Origin of the sequence: Variovorax sp. WS11 (assembly GCF_010499245.1) — a bacterium.
GTDB lineage: Bacteria > Pseudomonadota > Gammaproteobacteria > Burkholderiales > Burkholderiaceae_C > Variovorax.
In genome coordinates this window covers 1,513,117-1,530,426 of sequence record NZ_JAAGOW010000001.1, presented here as the reverse complement: position 1 = coordinate 1,530,426, position 17,310 = coordinate 1,513,117, and the positions used below count along the sequence as shown (strand labels likewise).

Sequence of the window (17,310 nt, the reverse complement as noted above, 5' to 3'; positions counted from 1 at the left end):
CCGAAGAACGGCCGCTCTATGTCGGTGCAACATGTCGCGTCGCGTTCACCAAGGTGGGAGATTGGACGCTCCCGTTCTTCAGGCTAGTCGATGAACCGGAACCCGCTCGACTAAAGGCAGAAGCTATATGAACAAAGAACATGCTTACCTGATTTCAGGGGTGAGAACGCCATTCGGCCGACTCAATGGCCGCTTGTCGGAATACTCGGGGCTCGATCTTGGCATCATGGCGATCAAAGAGCTGGTGCGCCGATATGACATCACGACGCAATCGGACGGTGCCATTCTTGCGATGGTGATGCAGGCGGGCCAGACCGCCAACCCGGCCCGGGCGATGATGCATCGATGCGGAATCGGCCATATCCCGGCGACTACTCTTAACGCAGCTTGCCCTGCCGGAATCGATTGCGTGGTGGACGCCGCGCGGCGCGTCGAACTAGGCGAGGGTGGTCTGTACCTGGTTGGCGGGATAGATTCCAACAGCGGCGCTCCCACGCTGCAAGGCCGTGGAGCGGAGCCGGTAAGCGGCGTGGATCACTCGCTGACGTGCGCTGTCAGCGGCCTCTCGATGGCCGCGCTGGCCGACCTTACGAACGCCGAGTTGGGAATCGGGCGTGAGGCGCAGGATCGCTGGGCGCTCCTCTCGCAGACAAGGGCTGCCGCGGTCGACTTCACTGCGACGGGCGAACTCTTCCCAATCATCAGCCAGGGGTCGGAGTTCAACCGGGACGAGGGCATACGCCCAGCGTCCAGTCTCGCGAAACTCGCGGCGCTCGACCCTGTGATGAGAGATAAAGGCAGCGTCACCGCGGGCAACGCATCGCAGATTGCCGATGGAGCCGCTGTGGGTCTGGTGGGTTCCATGCACGTCGCCGAGAGGGCTCAAGCCGAGCCGCTGGCGCGAATTGTGAACTGGGGCTACTCCGCCGGACGCGACGGGGCGTTGCACCTGCAGCCAGCACAGGCGTCGCGCGCGCTGCTCGCCCGCGCCGGGCTCAAGGCTTCCGATATCGACCTCTGGGAGATCAACGAAGCGTTCGCCGGTGTTGTTCTTGCCAGCATGGCCGACCTGAACATTCCAGCGGAAATCGTCAACCCGAACGGGGGTGCCATCGCATTGGGACATCCGAACAGCGCGACGGCTTTTCGTCTTGTTGTGACCCTGGCGCATGAACTCAGACGCCGTGGGTTGCGCCGAGGCATCGCTACCTTGTGCGGTGCCGGGGGCCAAGGCATTGCCTTGCTGATCGAGAACCAGCGCATGGGACACGCGAGTTAAAAAGTTCATTAAGTTCACCCACACCCCCGGGCCGCGAGCCCGATCTGCAACTCGTCGATACGGAGATCATCATGACCACGGAAGCAAAACAGAACGACCCCTGGGCAAGAACCCGCAACGGCAAACCCGTTGTCGGTGCTATCGCCCGCCGCAAATACACCGTAACCCAGGCGGATACCGATGCGTGGGCCAGGATCAGCCAGGATTTCAATCCACTGCACTTCGACGAGGCGGCCGCCAAGGAATCCATCTTTGGCGAACGCGTCGGACACGGCGGCGTGATGCAGGCGGTTCTTCATGGCCTGCTGGCCACGGAGGTACCAGGCCCCGGGACGGTTTTCCTCAACAGCGAGATGCGCTTTCAGAAACCCGTGCGCATTGACGAAACCATCGAAGGCGAGGTTGAAGTTCTTGAGGTGCGGGACGATAAGCCGATCTGCAAGATGGCGCTGAAGGTGACAAGGTCGGACGGGCTCGTTTGCCTGTCCGGAACCGGACTGCTCTTCACGTCGCACCTGGGCTGAAACTCCAGCGACGCGAAGGACGTGAGTGAGGATTCGGCGCCGAGGTGACAAGGTCGCGCGGTGAATGCGCTGCGGGCAGTCACGCCGGCCTGGAACGTCTCCCTCTGCTCGGGAGTGCGTGATTCTGACGACATTGCTCGACGGCATGGGCCGACCGAGCGGCCTCGTGGCACCTTCGTTGTTGCGTCACCGTCGCCGTAGACGCCTCGGCGCGGTCCTGGCCTGCGTCGGAACCGACACGGGCGAGTTGGAATCCGTAACGATCAGGTGAATAGAATAACTCGACGACCAACCAAGCACAGCAACATCGACGGTTGGTCGACAGTTGCGGACTGGATTCCGCATGCCGATCGAGAAGGCTTTCAAGATATGAAGCAGGACAGTGCGAGGGCCCAAAGAAAACCGATACCTTCGGGCAAGAGGGCGGCGGCCGGCGAGGAGACAGCTGCTGTTGGGTCGTTATCGCGAGGATTGCAGATCGTCGATGTTCTTACGTCCGCCCAGAACTGCCTTACTCTGTCCGAAGTTGCCGCGCAGACAGGGCTTGATACCAGCACCACGCTCAGGCTCCTTCATTCGCTGAGCGAGCGCGGGTATGTTGTGCGCGATGACTCCAAGAAGCGCTATCTCGCGGGCCCTCGCGCGCTTTCTCCGCTGCCGTTGTTCCATCCATTGACCACGTTCAGGAGGGAGGCGGAACCGGTGCTGAGATCACTTGTGCAGAGGACCGGCCAAACCTGCGCGCTTGTTATTTTCGTGGGTAATGAACGCTTGGTGGTCGATTTCTTCCGCGGCAACGAACCGCTCTCTCCCTACTACGACACGTGGCTTCGAACCCCGCTGCACGGGACCGCCTCCGGCAAGCTACTACTGGCTTGGCTTCCGGCCGCGGAGCGCGAGCTGTTGATAGGAACGGGTCCGTACGAAGCGCACACTGAAGCCACCATCACCGACCCTGCAATTCTGAGTGCGCAACTTGAAATCGTTTTCCGCCAAGGGCATGCAGTGGCGCGCGGCGAGGCCTTTCCAGACTTTGTCGCGATCGCAGCGCCATTAATGATGCCCGTTCACAGCCGCCCTATGGGTTGCGTGATTGTCTCTTCGACAAGAGAAATGCTGCCTCAGAAGGACGAGGCTGAGAGCATCACGAGCGCGAAAGCTGCGGTTGCACTGCTCATGAATACTTCGCCTAGCTTGCAAGTTCTTAAGCACTGGACCGCGCGCGGAGAGCGGCGGTAGGGCGAGTTCCTCCATCCCGTCTAATCCCGCTGCGGCCTCGGCAAGCAGGCGAAGCGCCTTTCGATACTCAATTAACTGTGAGCAGGTGTGTTCCGCTCCGCTTCCAAGCCAGTGATTCCGGCCTGATCTGCGAACTTCAAAAGTTCAACGCAGGAAGATTGAGGCGATTGCGGTGGCGCAGGCGACCATTGTCAAAATCGCCACCATGGCCGTGGCAAGTGCAGAAGGCGGGCAAGGGCTTCTGCCGTCCAGGAGCCTGCGCCGACGTCTGACGCCGTATGCGATCGCGACTCCCGCGGCGATCAGAAGTGCGAAAGCCAAGGCTGTGATGGGGGCTCTTCCGTTCGCCCAGCCCGCGCGTAGCGCGACTAATGCGTTGACCCAGATTGCCAGGCCCGTGCGGCTCCAGGCCAGCGCCGTACGTTCAGCCTGCAGGCCCGCGTCCCGTGGCCGCAGAGACGGATCGTCCAGATGAAGAGGGCTCACTGGCAGTGCGCCTTCATTGCCGAAGGAGTAGCAACGCGATCGCCGCGGCGACGCCAAGAATGCAAATTGAGATCAGCGGAATGGCCATCGTGCCAGGCAACTTGCGCGTGTGTCGCATAGCGATTTCGTTCGCGCGCCACCGCAGGTACGCCATGGCGCAGAGCAGGGCTGCAAGCAGGCTGAGCGCGATGGCGAGACATACAACGACGACGTGGGGGGCGAGTTTTGTCGAGAACTGGTCGAGAAGAATGCCACCTGCAAGCAGCGCGAGCGCAGTTCGAATCCACGCGAGAAACGTACGTTCGTTGGCTAAGGAGAACCTGTAGTCCGGCTCCTCTCCCTCGCGGCGCCACTGCGGCTCACGCATCTCAGATTCCTTGGCTTCCGGTTATAGGGCACAACCTGGAAGTAGAGGTTCTGCGGATGCTGCGCCTGCGCGGTGAAGAATCAGCGTTTGGCCAGGAGGCCGGGCATCCGCACCGAGAACGCGTGCACGGTGGCCGGCGCCGAGTGCCGCTCGTGGCCCAGTGCAGCAGCAGCGCCGCCAGCGCAAAGGCCGCGGCGCTCTTCTCCGAGCAGAAGCCGTCCTGCGCTGTGTAGTTGGGCGTGTCGAACTGGCCCGTGACCGCCTGCATGTCGAAGGCCCGCTCCCAGCCGATGGGCTCGAAGTTGCCGGCGCCGCGTTCGCTGCCGGCTTTGCGCAGAATGGGCTGCGTGAGCCACTCCGGCGACACCTGGTTCATGATGCCGAATGAGCCCTTGGCGCAGATCCCGCCATGGTTCAGCGGATGGGTCGAGTTGCCGTCGATGTGGCGCACTTCGCCGTCGCGCAGGTGCGCGCGGATGCTGCAGCGGTAGGCGCACACGTAGCAGGCGATGGTCCTGACCTCGATGTCGGCCGTCGGCGTGGGTGATGCCAACGGATCGTGGATCAGCTCGCGCGAGAGGAAGTTGAACAAGGCGCTGGATCCGTGGGTTTTGAGATATTGTTCAGCCATGATAGGGTTTGAACTCTGATCAAAAAAGCAGGTAATTCAGATCATCGTGACTGATAAAAGCGATCATCGTTCACGCTTCACGCTTCACGCTTCACGCTTCACGCTTCACGCTTCACGCTTCACGCTTCACGCTTCACGCTTCACGCTTCACGCTTCACGCTTCACGCTTCACGCTTCACGGCGCCTGCTTGAGGTGTTCGCGGCCGCTTGCAATCGGCCACCGGCAAGGCGCTGGCCAACCTGGAGGCCGCGCTTGGCGCGCAGCTGATCCCGCGCATCGGCCGCACGCTGCTGGCCGGCTCGGTCTCGCTGATGGTCGATGCGGCGGAGCTGCAGGCTGTGTTTTTCACCGACCAGCAGGCGCCGCCGCGCATCGCGGCCAGCTCCACCGCCGGCGAATACCTGCTGCCAGATCGTGCTGCGCTGGAAGCAGGACAACCCGCAGGCACGGGCGCGGCGGATCATCGGATCATCGGCAACGGTACCTACGTGATCGCCTCGGTGGGCGGTTCATCGAGGGCCGGCAAACCCACGTCTTGCTTGCGCTGGCCGCAGGTGCCGGCCTTCCTCGTCCGCGACCACCTTAGTGAAAGCGTGGGTCAAAGGTGGCGAGCGATGCGCTACCATGGAAACCCACTAGCGGAGACAAGGTTTGCCCACGGGAAATCATCGAGCGAACACTAATCCAGCTACCGCGGAAGTCGTTCGAGCTTCTTGGGAGCGATCTGCCGCCGCAGGTTTGAGCCCAGCGGTAGCAAGCCCGCCACGGGTTCTGTCTCAGACGGAATTCCAAGCGGCGGTTGAGCGCAACAGGGGTCTTTTAAGGTATGCGGAGGCATCAGTCGAGAACACGTACGAGCAGATGGCCGGTACCGGTAGCGTCGTTCTGTTTGCCAATGCAGAAGGGGTAATCCTCTGCAGGAAGGGTGACGCAGATTTCATGACAGGACCGCATGGGCGCTTTTTCGTGCCTGGCGCGAGCTGGGTGGAAAAAACGGCGGGAACGAATGCGGTTGGCACCTGCATTGCCACACGCACATCAGTAACCGTAGATACGGGCGAGCACTACTTGCATCAATTCCGCACCCTCTGCGGCGCGGCTGCGCCGATCTACAATTCTTCCGGTCATCTGGCGGGCGTTCTTGCCGCCTACGGCACGACGCCAGCGGCTCACTCACATACGCCCGGGTTCATTCGCACGGTTGCTGTAATGATCGAGAATCGCAGGCTCGTTCACGAGATGTCGAGTGAGATCGTTATCCACTTTCATTCAGTGGCCGAGTACATCGGGACGATCAAGCAGGGGATCGCCGTTTTCGATAGAGACGGCAAGCTTCTCGGCTCTAACAGTGCAGCGCGCACGATCCTTCGCATAGATGCCGAGAAACTTGCAGATACGCGTTTTAATGACGTGTTTGACAACGCCTTACCGCTACCCCGGATAGTTGACAAAGCACAGGCCTTAGGCAGCGGAGTTTTCCCGATCTTGCTAGCTGACGGCCGTGAGGTATCTCTTGTCGTCAGTGTCGGCGCACGCAGTCATCCGACATCTGCTCTAACGAACACACCTGGGAAGGCGGCGGCAGAGCCGGGTCAAGCGCGTCCTGGTCGCAGTGGCGTGAATGTACTGCTCAAAGATCTGGACCTCGGCGACCCGCTGATGCGACGCGCAATCTCTAAGGCGTCGATGATTCTCGGCTCGGATATTCCGCTTGTCATAGAGGGCGAGTCTGGAGTCGGCAAGGAAGTCTTCACGGCGGCATTCCACAATTCTGGTCCGCGTCAGCATGGACCCTTCGTAGCTGTCAACTGCGCAGCGATCCCGGAAGGTCTGATCGAGTCAGAGCTGTTCGGATACGAAGAAGGTGCGTTCACAGGCGCAAAGAAAAAAGGCTATCAAGGGAGACTCATACAGGCCAACGGGGGCACACTTTTTCTTGATGAAATAGGTGATATGCCGCTGGCTTTGCAGGGGCGCCTGTTGCGTGTCCTTCAGGAGCGGCAGGCCACTCCACTAGGCAGCGCGAGAAGCGTGCCTCTAGACTTATCTCTCGTGTGCGCGACGCATCGGACGTTGCGCGCCGAAGTTGAAGCGGGGCGTTTTCGAGAAGATCTTTACTATCGGCTAAATGGCCTTCGGGTTCAGCTACCCGCACTGCGTCAGAGACAGGATGTCGCTCAGCTAATCAACTTGATGATCAGCGCAGAGAGCGGCGGTCGGAGAATTGAACTGGACCCAGAGGTGTGGCAGGCGCTTCTTAAGCACCCCTGGCCCGGCAACATCCGGCAGCTTCAGATGGTTCTGCGCATTTCGCTTGCAATTCTCGGCTCGGAGACTCAGCTTACTCTTCAGCATCTTCCAGACGAATTCATGCAACTGGAGGAGCCTGACAGGGATTCTTCGCCGGCGACTCACGGACCTACGGACGGAAATTTGGCGAGCATCGAACTTGAGGCGATTCGCAAGGCGGTCACTGCCTCGGATGGCAATCTGTCCAAAGCAGCTCGAGCTCTCGGCATCAGTCGCAAGACGTTGTATCGGAAGCTGGGCAAATTGCCGGCATCCCCAGGCGGCAAGGCGCATTGACACGTCGCACTCCTCACAAGTCGGCTGCCCGACACACGCAGGCCGTGCTCGGGTTTTAGAAGCGCAGACTCATGCCGGCAGAAAGAGAAAACCGCTGCTCAGATCGTCAGTCTCTTCATGGCGGGAAGTAACAGCTTCCGGAAGTGCCGAGGTCTTAATGGTTGTGTAGGCGAGCCTTAGGTGGGAAAGGTGCCGGGGAGAAGGATGCGCTTGTCTACATCGCGGATATCTGTGTGACCACAAAAGGCCATCGTGATGTCAAGTTCCTTCTGGATGAGCTGCAACGCACAGGCCACGCCTGCCTCGCCCATGGCCCCAAGGCCGTACGACATGGCCCGGCCAATCATTGTGCCCCGAGCGCCCAGCGCCCAAGCCTTGAGTACGTCCTGTCCGCTGCGTATGCCGCCGTCCACCCATACCTCGGTCCTGGATGAGACTGCGTCAACGATTGGCGGCAGCGCCTCGATGCTCGATGGTGCGCCATCAAGTTGCCGACCGCCGTGATTACTTACGACGATCGCATCGGCCCCGACCTCGACGGCGAGTCGCGCATCCTCAGCAACCATGATTCCCTTGAGGATCAGCTTGCCGCCCCACTGCCTCTTGACCCACTCGACATCTGCCCAAGAAAGGGTTGGGTCAAACTGCTCATTGGTCCAGGCCGAAAGCGAGCGCATATCGCTGACGCCTTGCACGTGGCCAACCAGATTGCGAAAGGTGCGCCGCTTCGTGCTCATCATCCCCAGGCACCAAGCGGGTTTGGTCGCCAAGTTGACGATGTTCCTTAAGGTCGGTCGAGGCGGCGCTGTCAGACCATTCTTGAGGTCCTTGTGGCGCTGGCCGATGACCTGGAGGTCGAGGGTAAGAACAAGGGCGCTGCATCGCGCATCGCGAGCGCGCTCGATCATGCGCGACATTGCTTGCCGATCGCGCATCATGTAAAGCTGGAACCAGAAGGGGGCAGTCGTGTTTTCCGCAACGTCTTCAATGGAGCAAATGCTCATAGTTGAGAGGGTGAATGGAATGCCGAACTTTTCCGCCGCACGCGCGGCGTGAATTTCTCCGTCAGCGAACTGCATGCCAGTCAAACCGACCGGCGCGATGGCGACCGGCATTTTTGCCGCTTGTCCGACCATCGTGATGTCAGTTCTCCGCCCGTCCATGTTCACCGCGACACGTTGGCGCAGCTTGATTGACTTGAAATCATCAGTGTTTGCGCGGTAAGTTGTCTCTGTCCACGAACCCGAATCCACGTAGTCGTAGAACATGCGCGGAACTCGTTTTTTGGCAAGGGCACGGAGGTCCTCTACGGAGGTGATGGTTTGCATTGGATGAGCCGTTTCAACGAGAAGGAAACACATTGAATGGGCCATACGACGGACCCGTTTCTACAATGTAGTCAACTGGACCTCGTGCAGCGTGAAGAGATTTCTACTCGCCGTGAAAGTTGCTCAGAGCGCTTCTTGCGTTAGCGAGGCCAGGGCTTCAGTCGCGAAGTGACCGTCGCAGCCACTCAATAAATGCGGCGCATTCCCACCGGTCCAGCGTGCCGGGCTTCCAACACAGGAAATAGTCGTTGGGGGAGCGCACGCGCTTGCGCGATAGTCTGACCAACCGGCCGCTGTCGAGCCAGGCTTGACCCAATCTAAGTCGCATGAGCGCGACGCCAAGCCCGGCCACCGCAGCGTCCAGAACTAAGCCTAGATCGTTGAACTGTGTACCGGAACGAGGTTCGGGTTGGAGGATCCCGCAAGCTCGAAACCAAGTTCCCCATGGTTCAAGGGGAGAGGGGATCAAATGAGCTCGCGCTACAACCTCCTGAGTTGCGAAACTATCGAGGGGTCCTGTCTCGTGCAGATATTCAGGGCTGCAGACCGGACATACGTCGTCGGACAGAAGGTGCGTAGATTCACTGCCAGCAGGCGGGCCGACTCCAAAGGTTAGTTCGATGTCAGCATCTTCGTGAGTGGACTGGCGGCCCGGGATGGCAACCTGCAAAATCAGCTCGATCTCGGGGAACTCATGGCGAAAGAGTGCCAATCGTGGCAGCAGCAGCTGGCGCGAGAACGTCGGCGTGACTGCCACTCTCAGTCGCGTCGGCATCGCATCTTGGTGTCGCCGGCCAGGCACCTGCGCCAGACCTTTTAGCGCCTCTTGCACCCGAGGCAGATAGTCGGCACCTTCGGCGCTAAGGCTGAAGTCGGAACGCACAAAAACCTTGCATGCGAGATGAGCCTCCAACTGCCTGATGCGATGGCTCACCGCGCTTGGTGTGACGTTCAACGCTTGCGCGGCCAGCGTGACGCTGCGCAGGCGTGCAAGCGATTCGAAGGCGAGCAAACACTGGATTGGGGGAATGCGGGGCATGCCGCCTATTGTGTCCGCGCGCAGCGGCGCGGGCCAGCTGACATTTCGTCCTTGGGCAGACTACAGGCGCGCCTGGGTTCCGACGGTCGCCCGTTGCGGTTTCCTTTCTGAACTGTCCGAGTAATGATTGCTCGGCCCGCTGAGTGGACAACAAGCTCTTCCACCTAAAACAGGCTGAGAACGGCAACGACACCACGTCAGTGGCTCCGCGCAAAGTCGCGATCACTCCCGGCGACGACCACGACATTTTCGCAGATGTTGAGTTGCGGCCTTGCGCGCCTATGCTTAGGTGGTGAATCCAGCCCCGATGTGCCGCTGATTGACCCACCGCAGACCCTCTCGCGCGGCACCTCTCTACCGTGTATCGCCGTCCAATTCGCCTCGGGAGGCGGAGGCTGCCTTCGCAGCGTGTGCGATCGCTGGCTCCATGACCGGGACGCGGTCGGTGCGATGGACTAGATAGATCGGCACGCGCGCCATGGCAGGAGTGGTTTTCAGCACGACTAAACGTCCTTCAGCGATCTGGTTGCCAAGGCAGCGGCGCGGTAGCAACGTGACGCCGAGGCCGGTCGTGGCGAGTTCCGCGAGGACGTTCATGGTGTTGCACGAGGCAGCCGCGATGACGCTCGTTCCGGCGTCGCGGAACCATTGCTTGAGTACCGGAAAGTGATGTGAGTCCTCCGGCATCATCAGGATTGGCCACCTCTTCAGTTCGGCAGGCCCGAGGGTCTCGTCTGGCACGCCCAGCGATGGCGCCGCCATCCACACGAATTCGTCATGGCCAAGTAGCGTCTGGTGCAACGATGCGTCGCTGACCGCGCCGGTTACGACGGCGAGGTCTAAATGTCCGCTTCGCAGGCGGTCCATGAGCACGCGTGTGAGGGAAATGTCGAGGTGAAGGCTCACGTTCGGGTGGCTTGCCCTGAGACTCTGCACCATTCGCGGCAGCCAAGTACTGGCGACCACATCAACGACGCCGAGCCGCACGGCTCCTGTAAGCGCCGTTGGATCCCGTAGTGTGCGAGTCAGTGAAGACGTGAATTCCACCAAATGCTGCGCGTGCTCAAAGAGTTCGCGCCCCTTTGGGGTGACCTGCGGGCGACGGAAGCTTCGGTCGAAGAGCTCGGTCCCGAGGTGACGCTCGAGATCCTTGATCCGAGCCGAGATGGTCGACTGTGAAGCGTGGAGCGCTTCTGCCGCAGCGCTGAAGCTACCGAGTTCGACTACGCGCACAAAGGTCTCAATTTGCTTGATGTTCATCAGTTTTTGAAGACGTCGTCAACTCATCGGATTTTGCGATGGGATACCAGCGGGAAATGTCGTTTTTTCTTGCCCCCATCTCACTTCTAAACTTCCCCGGCAAATGGAGCAAGCAAGATATGAAAGAGACATCATTGGCAGGGGGTTTGCTCGACAACTCGCTCGGCGGTTCCGTAGCGCTGGTGTTTGAGGAAGAAGTATGGTCCTACGCCGAGGTAGACGCGCTGGCCAACCGTTTTGCGCGGCACTTTCTTGCATCAGGACTGGAGCGCGGCGACCGGGTAAGCTTTTTCGTGGGCAACGACGCACTACTGGTTGGCGCGTACTTCGGCGCCTTCAGAGCCGGCCTGGTGGCCAACCCCATCAATACGCGGCTAGCTCCGCCTGAGATCGCATACGTCCTTCAGCATGCCGCGAGCCGGTACGTGGTAGTCGGCTGCGAGCTTCTTCCGACTCTGCAGAACGCGCTCCCGCTGCTGTCTCATCAGCCCGAACTACTGGTGCTACGCGGATCAGGCGAGCCTCTGCTGGCTGATGTGTCGTACGCGCCTACTGATGTGCCGCTGGATGCAGACGATGGCGCGCTGCTCATCTATACGTCCGGCACTACCGGCAATCCGAAGGGCGTTCTACTCACACATAGCAATGTGGTGTCGGCTACCAGGATCGTTCAGGAGAACTTCGGTATCACCCGTGCTGACCGCACTCTCTGCGTAATGCCGCTTTTCCACACGAACGCGTTGATGTTCAGCCATCTCCCGTTCCTCGCCAGCGGCGCGACGGTGATATTGCGCCGGCGATTCAGCGCCTCCCGATTCTGGGATGAGTGCTTGAGATACGGTTGCACGTCAGCTAGCGTCTCCCCGAGCATCCTTGCGCTGTTGATGGAGCATCAGGACAAGGGGCCGGCGATGGGCGCCAGCGGGCTACAGTTCATCATGGTGGCATCGGCGCCGACGCCGGTAGCTCTAGCCGAGCGCTTCGAAGAACGATTCGGCCGCGGCTTGCTCCTAGAGGCATATGGACTGACAGAGAGCACCGCTGTGACCACAATGAACCCGCTCGTAGGTCGCCGAAAATTTGGTTCCATCGGTAAGGTGCTCCCTCCTCAGGAACTGTGCATCATCGATGGTGAGATCGCACTGCGCGGGCCGACGCTCACGCGGGGGTATTTTAGAGATGAAGAGAACACAAGGCGCGCCTTCTCTTCGGGCTGGTTTCTTACAGGGGACTTGGGCTCCATCGACGCTGAGGGCTTTGTGACCATCGTCGGCCGCAAAAAGGAGATGATTCTGCGCGGTGGTGAGAACATAGCGCCGCTTGAGGTTGAGGAGGCGGCCCTGCGTCATTTCGCGGTGCGACACGCTGCAGCGGTCGGCCTACCTGATCCGATCTGGGGCGAGGTCGTTGGTCTGTCCGTAGTCTGCGATTCTCCGGTCTCTGCCGAGGAGATTGTCTCCTTTCTGAGAACGCAGCTCAGCGATTTCAAGGTGCCGGAGCACGTGGTCTTTGTCCAGGAGCTGCCACGCAACGCACTCGGCAAAGTGGTGCGTTTAGCCGTGCGGGATGCATTCGCGATCGAGGCCAAATGAGCGCGAAAGGACCCGACGTGAACGCCACCAAAAGCGTATCGGTTGACTACGGCGACCGCAAGCTGACGATCGAAGTGCCCGAGTCGGCCGTCATAGCCGAGTTCAATGACCCGCCTTTCCTGGACGATCCGGCGCAGGCTGTGCGCGAGGCGCTTGCCAAGCCGAGCGGGCTGCCGCCACTGGCGGAAATGGCGCGCCCAGGTATGCGCGTGGCAATCGCTTTTGACGATATCACGCGACCAGCGAACGTTGCAACCACCATTCTTCCGCGCATCGTGGATGTGCTCGAAGCTGCCGGTGTCGACGAGCGCGACATCGTTTTCATCAATGCTTGCGCCAATCATCGCAAGAACACGCGATCTGAACTCGCGAATCATCTAGGTCCGGAGATTTTTGAGCGCTTTTGGCCGCGAGGCCAGATCGTCAATCACGACTGCGATGATCCGGCGGGCCTGCGCTATTTCGGTGTTACGGAAGGCGGTCGCGTTGTCGAGCACAACAAGACCTTCTTTGATGCCGACCTTCAAATCTATCAGGGCAACGTTGCGGCGCAGCCCTGGCGCGGCTTCACTGGAACGGGCGCCTTGATTGGACTTGCTTCGACTCGAAGCATTGCGTCACACCACAGCTTGAACTCGATACCACAGCATGTCGCAGAATCGCGGGCCGGCCAATCGAAGCCCAAGCCCATGGGCATGAAGCCGGAGATGAGTGCCTTCCTCGAGACCGCGACGGGCAAGCCAGTGTTCTACGTCAACGCCATCGCCGGCACGCAAGGCCGCATCATCGACGTCTTTGCCGGCCACGCCAACCAGATTACCAAACCCGCTTGGACGCGCGCAGAGCAGATCTTCAGGTGCGATGTGCCGCAAGCAGACGTGCTGATCATAGGCTTGGCTCAAACCTATGCCTATGGCCACTCCAACAACGCGCTGGTCGCAACCGTGGGTGCCCTGGTGCCGCCGCGGTTCTCGCCGGGAATTCCGATCCTTCGCGAAGGCGGCGTCATCATTGCATTGTCGCCAAGCAACGGCATGATCGATCCTAGGCACTTTCCGTCTTACCAGGAAGCAGTCGATCTCTACGGCCGTTACCACAACATGCGGCCGCTTGTGGATCATGAGGCGGAGTTCGCTGCTCGACCGGAATACCTGCATGCCTATCGACATGGCTACGGATACCCTGCGCTGCATCCTTTCTGGCTCCTCTATGAAATGGAGTACGCGCTAGAGAGGGCGGGCGCCGTGTACCTCGCTGGCGTCTCCAACCCGGGCGCCTTCCGTGACCTGAGCCTGACGCCGGTAACAGATTTCCAGAAGGCCTGGCAGCTTGCGCGCAAGCATGTGGGTCCAACGCCACGAGTGGTCGTCGCCCCCACATTCTGGAGCCGCCCACGGTTCAAGTTCGCAGTCGAAGCGGGGCAGGGTTAGCATGTCGATACCCCAGTCGACAAGGGTTCACCTCGACGCCGTTGGAGGTGTCGCAGGCGATATGTTCGTAGCTGCGGTCTCCGGAGCATTTCAGGAGTTGCAGTTCCCTCTTCTGGAATGCCTCTCGCGGCTGTCATTGCCGGTGCCGGCACGGGCACGGTTCGTAGCTCACTCAGATCATTCGCTGAGCGGCCAGCGTTTCGAGGTTGTGCAGAGCGAAGCGCCTAGCCTCGTGGCTGAGCCGTGCGCCCACGCGCATCACGTATCGCATACGCACGGGCACCGGGACGGACACGCTGGCTCGCACGCCGCGGATGATCGGTATCAGCGCGCCGGGCATGTGCGCCATTCGGCAATAGTGCGCTGGATTGGAGAGGCGCCACTGTCAAAAGCCGTCCGTGAACACGCCGTTGCCATTTTTGCCGCGCTTGCCAACGCGGAGGCTGCAGTTCATGGCGTTGAGCCCGAAGCCGTCGAGTTCCACGAAGTCGGTGCCTGGGATTCCATCATTGATATCGTTGCCGCGGCATTCCTTATTGACGCCGTAGGACCTGCGAAATGGACGATCGGAGCATTGCCGCTCGGCGGAGGCACAGTTCGCACTGCGCACGGCGTGATGCCCGTACCTGCGCCCGCGACTATGTACCTCTTGCGTGGCATGCCGGTCGTCGATGATGGTGTGGGGGGAGAGCGTGTCACGCCTACGGGCGCCGCGATCCTGCGCCACCTGAGCACGCGCGGAACTGAGGGCGACTTCGTTGGCGAAGCGATGACCGTTGGAGCCACTGGATTGGGCTTTGGTTGCCGCAAATTGGAAGGCCGTGCAAACGTGCTGCGCTGCACCGTTTTCAGCGCCGTATCCGCCATGGGCGCACCCGTTGCAAACGACCTCGTCCACCGCATTGACTTCGACGTCGACGACCAGTCCGCCGAGGATCTGGCTGTCGGTTTGGACCGGCTTCGCGCACATAAGGATGTACTACAGGTCGTGCAAATGCCCGTCTTCGGCAAGAAAGGGCGCCTGGGTTCACGCATCGAGCTGTTGACACGTGACGGTTGTGTCGACGCAGTGGTCGAGGAATGCTTCTTGGAGACCACCACGATTGGCCTCCGATTGCAGAGGGTCGGACGGTACACGCTCGTGCGCAATGGGACCAGCGTGTTGGCGAGAAGGGGGGGCGACCCCGTGCGCGTCAAGATCTGCTCGCGCCCAGGCATGGAGACGGCCAAAGCAGAAATGGACGACCTGGCGCACGTCGATGGAGGCCATGCAAGTCGTGATCGCGTGAGGCGTCTCTCGGAAAGCCAAGCGCTCGGTCGTTGCGGGGAGCCCATCACCAACACCCTGGAGGATCCCAATGGAAACTGATGCAGCCATCTCGTGCTTGTCCGATGTTCTGAACGGCTTCGGCGCTATGGCTGTCGCCGTCAGCGGCGGTGTGGACAGCATGACGCTGGCGACCTTTGCGGGCCGACATGCGCGTGCCCGAGTCACGATGTTTCATGCAGTTTCTGCCGCGGTACCCCAGGCGGCGACTGAACGCGTGCGCGCTCTTGCTGCAGCCGAAGGCTGGTCGCTGCAGGTAATCAGCCCGGGTGAGCTCCAGCAGGAAAAGTACGTCGCCAATCCTGTTGATCGTTGCCTGCACTGCAAGCGCGCGCTTTATGGGACGATCCGGCCCTACACGAAGGCCCAGATCGTTTCCGGCGCCAATATGGATGACCTCGGCGATTTTCGGCCCGGACTCACAGCGGCGGCAGAATCGGGCGTACGGCATCCGCTTGTTGAGGCAGGGATTGGCAAGGCTGGCGTGCGCGGGATAGCTCGCCACCTTGGCCTCGCAGAGATTTCAGAATTGCCGGCCTCACCTTGCCTTTCGAGTCGCGTTGAAACTGGCGTGCGCATTTCGACGCAGATGCTGCACCGCATCGATGCGGCCGAGCAGATCGTTCGGGCGCATACTTCAGCGCGCGATGTTCGCTGCCGAGTGCGCGCGGCGGGCGTTGTAGTCGAGCTCGACGGCGAGGCGCTCGCCGCTCTCTCCCCTGCGGCGCGTGTCGCCATGGCACAACGTGTACGGGATCGATTCGCCGATTCAGCGATGCTTGGCACTCTACCTACGTTCGAGCCTTACCGAACGGGCAGTGCCTTCTTGAAGGCGCGTGATGATTGAGCACGGCATCCAGCTCGACAAGGACCGTCGAGCACGGCTCGGGTTTGACGAGGCGATCTACGCTGCGGGCAAGAGCGGCGAGCAACTTGAAGCGCTGATTGGCGAGGCCGTCGAGAGCGCTTCGTCTCGACTCTTCACGAGGCTTGGACCTCAGCAGTTTGAAGCGTTGCCGTCGCTGCACCAGGACGCATTGGACTATGACGTTCTGTCCCGCACCGGCATTGTCAATGGCTCCTGCATCGTTGTGAAGGACGTGCCGGTCGCCGTGCTGACTGCTGGCAGTTCCGACCTACCGGTCGCACGCGAGGTGCTCCGGACGCTCGAATACCACGGGTGCCGCGCGATGTCCGTGAACGATGTGGGTGTAGCCGGGCTCTGGCGCTTGCTGTCGCGCGTTGACGAGCTGCGCCGAATGTCGGTGCTCGTAGTCGCTGCTGGCATGGAGGGCGCTTTGGTTAGTGTGGTCGGCGGGCTACTGCCGGGGGCGGTGATCGCACTCCCGACTTCGGTCGGCTACGGAGTCTCGGCGGGGGGGCGCACTGCTCTGCATGGCGCGCTGGCGAGCTGCGCGCCGGGCGTGCTCGTTGTCAACATCGACAACGGCTATGGCGCTGCGTGTGCGGCACTTCGCATCCTGCAAGCGGCACGGCCGTCAGCAGATCAAGTCTTGAGAGGAACCCATTGATGCAACGCTCCGAGTTCTATATTCGCTTCCTGGTTTTCGCGGCGCTGGCCATCGGCGCTGTGCCAGCATGGGCGCACGCCGGTCACGCCGACATAGAAGGTTTCGTTCACGCTGCCATGCACCCATGGACGGGCGTAGACCATGTGCTTGCAGCTTTAGCGTGCGGAATGGTTGGAGCACACGTCGGCGGTCGCGCCGGCGCAACGGTGTTGTGCGCATACATCGCTGGGCTTGTGGCTGGATCATTGCTCAATGGATCGGGACCTGCGTGGCTTGTCGAGGTTGCGCTGGGACTCTCTGTCGCAACGATCGGAGTATTGCTGCTTCGCCCTGCCATGACCGGCGCCCGTTTCGCCGTGGCCACGGCGGCGGGTTTCGCCGTTTTCCACGGGTTTGCACACCAAATGGAGGTAGGGGGCCAAGCGCCGTTCTTCGCTACTGCTGCCGGTTTTACGCTTTCCACTGGTGTGCTGCTGCTAGCTGGCTTCGGCCTGCAGCGAGCACTTCGGGTTCTCGGCGTCGCACGAGGCGCCGTGGCTTGGCCGCTCGCAGCAACCGGGGCATTGTTGGTCCTTAGGAGCTATTAAGTCCAGGCGAAGTGCCCCGCGGCAGTGCCTGATTCGTGCGGTCGCACCCCGCCACGTCGTGCCGCGGCAATGCCAGTTTGCAGTTCATGACTACCTCATAGC

General features: G+C 60.8%; 15 protein-coding genes and 1 pseudogene. 11 read left to right on the top strand and 5 right to left on the bottom strand.

The window, feature by feature from the left end:
* Positions 1-127: 127 nt before the first annotated feature.
* From GXN78_RS07750 to GXN78_RS07740, 3 genes are all read left to right on the top strand, one after another.
* A complete protein-coding gene (locus tag GXN78_RS07750; protein ID WP_106555860.1) occupies positions 128-1,279 on the top strand; it encodes a thiolase family protein in 1,152 nt (383 codons plus the stop codon).
* A gap of 71 nt (positions 1,280-1,350) precedes the next feature.
* Complete coding sequence (locus tag GXN78_RS07745; RefSeq protein WP_106555859.1) at positions 1,351-1,803, top strand: MaoC family dehydratase; 453 nt, start codon at positions 1,351-1,353, stop codon at positions 1,801-1,803.
* A gap of 369 nt (positions 1,804-2,172) precedes the next feature.
* The gene (locus GXN78_RS07740; RefSeq protein WP_106555858.1) at positions 2,173-3,042 is read left to right on the top strand and encodes an IclR family transcriptional regulator; all 870 of its coding nucleotides are present in this window, start codon (positions 2,173-2,175) and stop codon (positions 3,040-3,042) included.
* Between the two features lie 499 nt (positions 3,043-3,541).
* On the opposite strand, the gene GXN78_RS07730 is transcribed toward GXN78_RS07740, so the two are convergent.
* Both GXN78_RS07730 and GXN78_RS41100 read right to left on the bottom strand, forming a co-directional pair.
* On the bottom strand, positions 3,542-3,895 hold the full coding sequence (locus tag GXN78_RS07730) for a DUF202 domain-containing protein (RefSeq protein WP_106555857.1): 354 nt from the start codon (positions 3,893-3,895) through the stop codon (positions 3,542-3,544).
* Between the two features lie 205 nt (positions 3,896-4,100).
* Positions 4,101-4,487 (bottom strand): annotated as a pseudogene (locus GXN78_RS41100) (formate dehydrogenase); the annotation flags it as partial.
* Between the two features lie 246 nt (positions 4,488-4,733).
* Between GXN78_RS41100 and GXN78_RS07720 the strand changes: the two are divergent.
* Both GXN78_RS07720 and GXN78_RS07715 read left to right on the top strand, forming a co-directional pair.
* The gene (locus GXN78_RS07720) at positions 4,734-5,210 is read left to right on the top strand and encodes a hypothetical protein (protein WP_106555855.1); all 477 of its coding nucleotides are present in this window, start codon (positions 4,734-4,736) and stop codon (positions 5,208-5,210) included.
* Between the two features lie 178 nt (positions 5,211-5,388).
* Positions 5,389-7,113, top strand: coding sequence for a sigma-54-dependent Fis family transcriptional regulator (locus GXN78_RS07715; protein WP_106555854.1), 1,725 nt, complete (start codon positions 5,389-5,391; stop codon positions 7,111-7,113).
* Between the two features lie 176 nt (positions 7,114-7,289).
* Here GXN78_RS07715 and GXN78_RS07710 read toward each other — a convergent pair whose 3' ends face one another.
* From GXN78_RS07710 to GXN78_RS07700, 3 genes are all read right to left on the bottom strand, one after another.
* Positions 7,290-8,441 carry an alpha-hydroxy acid oxidase gene (locus tag GXN78_RS07710; RefSeq protein WP_106555853.1) on the bottom strand — a complete coding sequence of 384 codons (1,152 nt, stop codon included), beginning with the start codon at positions 8,439-8,441 and terminating at the stop codon, positions 7,290-7,292.
* Between the two features lie 157 nt (positions 8,442-8,598).
* Positions 8,599-9,480 (bottom strand): LysR substrate-binding domain-containing protein, encoded by an 882-nt coding sequence (locus GXN78_RS07705; protein WP_106555852.1) that lies wholly within the window; start codon positions 9,478-9,480, stop codon positions 8,599-8,601.
* A 354-nt stretch (positions 9,481-9,834) separates the two neighbouring features.
* Positions 9,835-10,740: a LysR family transcriptional regulator gene (locus GXN78_RS07700; RefSeq protein ID WP_106555851.1), complete on the bottom strand. Its 906-nt coding sequence runs from the start codon at positions 10,738-10,740 to the stop codon at positions 9,835-9,837.
* A 38-nt stretch (positions 10,741-10,778) separates the two neighbouring features.
* On the opposite strand from GXN78_RS07700, the gene GXN78_RS07695 reads away from it, so the two are divergent.
* From GXN78_RS07695 to GXN78_RS07670, 6 genes are read left to right on the top strand one after another with little or no spacing between them, the layout of a single operon-like run.
* Positions 10,779-12,332: an AMP-binding protein gene (locus GXN78_RS07695; RefSeq protein WP_204162206.1), complete on the top strand. Its 1,554-nt coding sequence runs from the start codon at positions 10,779-10,781 to the stop codon at positions 12,330-12,332.
* A gap of 17 nt (positions 12,333-12,349) precedes the next feature.
* Positions 12,350-13,762 (top strand): lactate racemase domain-containing protein, encoded by a 1,413-nt coding sequence (locus GXN78_RS07690; protein WP_204162205.1) that lies wholly within the window; start codon positions 12,350-12,352, stop codon positions 13,760-13,762.
* Positions 13,674-15,131: a LarC family nickel insertion protein gene (locus GXN78_RS07685; RefSeq protein WP_308812397.1), complete on the top strand. Its 1,458-nt coding sequence runs from the start codon at positions 13,674-13,676 to the stop codon at positions 15,129-15,131. The genes GXN78_RS07690 and GXN78_RS07685 overlap by 89 nt, the downstream gene beginning before the upstream one ends.
* Positions 15,121-15,936: an adenine nucleotide alpha hydrolase gene (locus tag GXN78_RS07680; RefSeq protein WP_106555848.1), complete on the top strand. Its 816-nt coding sequence runs from the start codon at positions 15,121-15,123 to the stop codon at positions 15,934-15,936. Before GXN78_RS07685 ends, GXN78_RS07680 begins: the two co-directional genes overlap by 11 nt.
* A complete protein-coding gene (gene larB / locus GXN78_RS07675; RefSeq protein ID WP_106555847.1) occupies positions 15,929-16,621 on the top strand; it encodes a nickel pincer cofactor biosynthesis protein LarB in 693 nt (230 codons plus the stop codon). Before GXN78_RS07680 ends, larB begins: the two co-directional genes overlap by 8 nt.
* Complete coding sequence (locus tag GXN78_RS07670; RefSeq protein WP_106555846.1) at positions 16,621-17,208, top strand: HupE/UreJ family protein; 588 nt, start codon at positions 16,621-16,623, stop codon at positions 17,206-17,208. The genes larB and GXN78_RS07670 overlap by 1 nt, the downstream gene beginning before the upstream one ends.
* Positions 17,209-17,310: the final 102 nt, after the last annotated feature.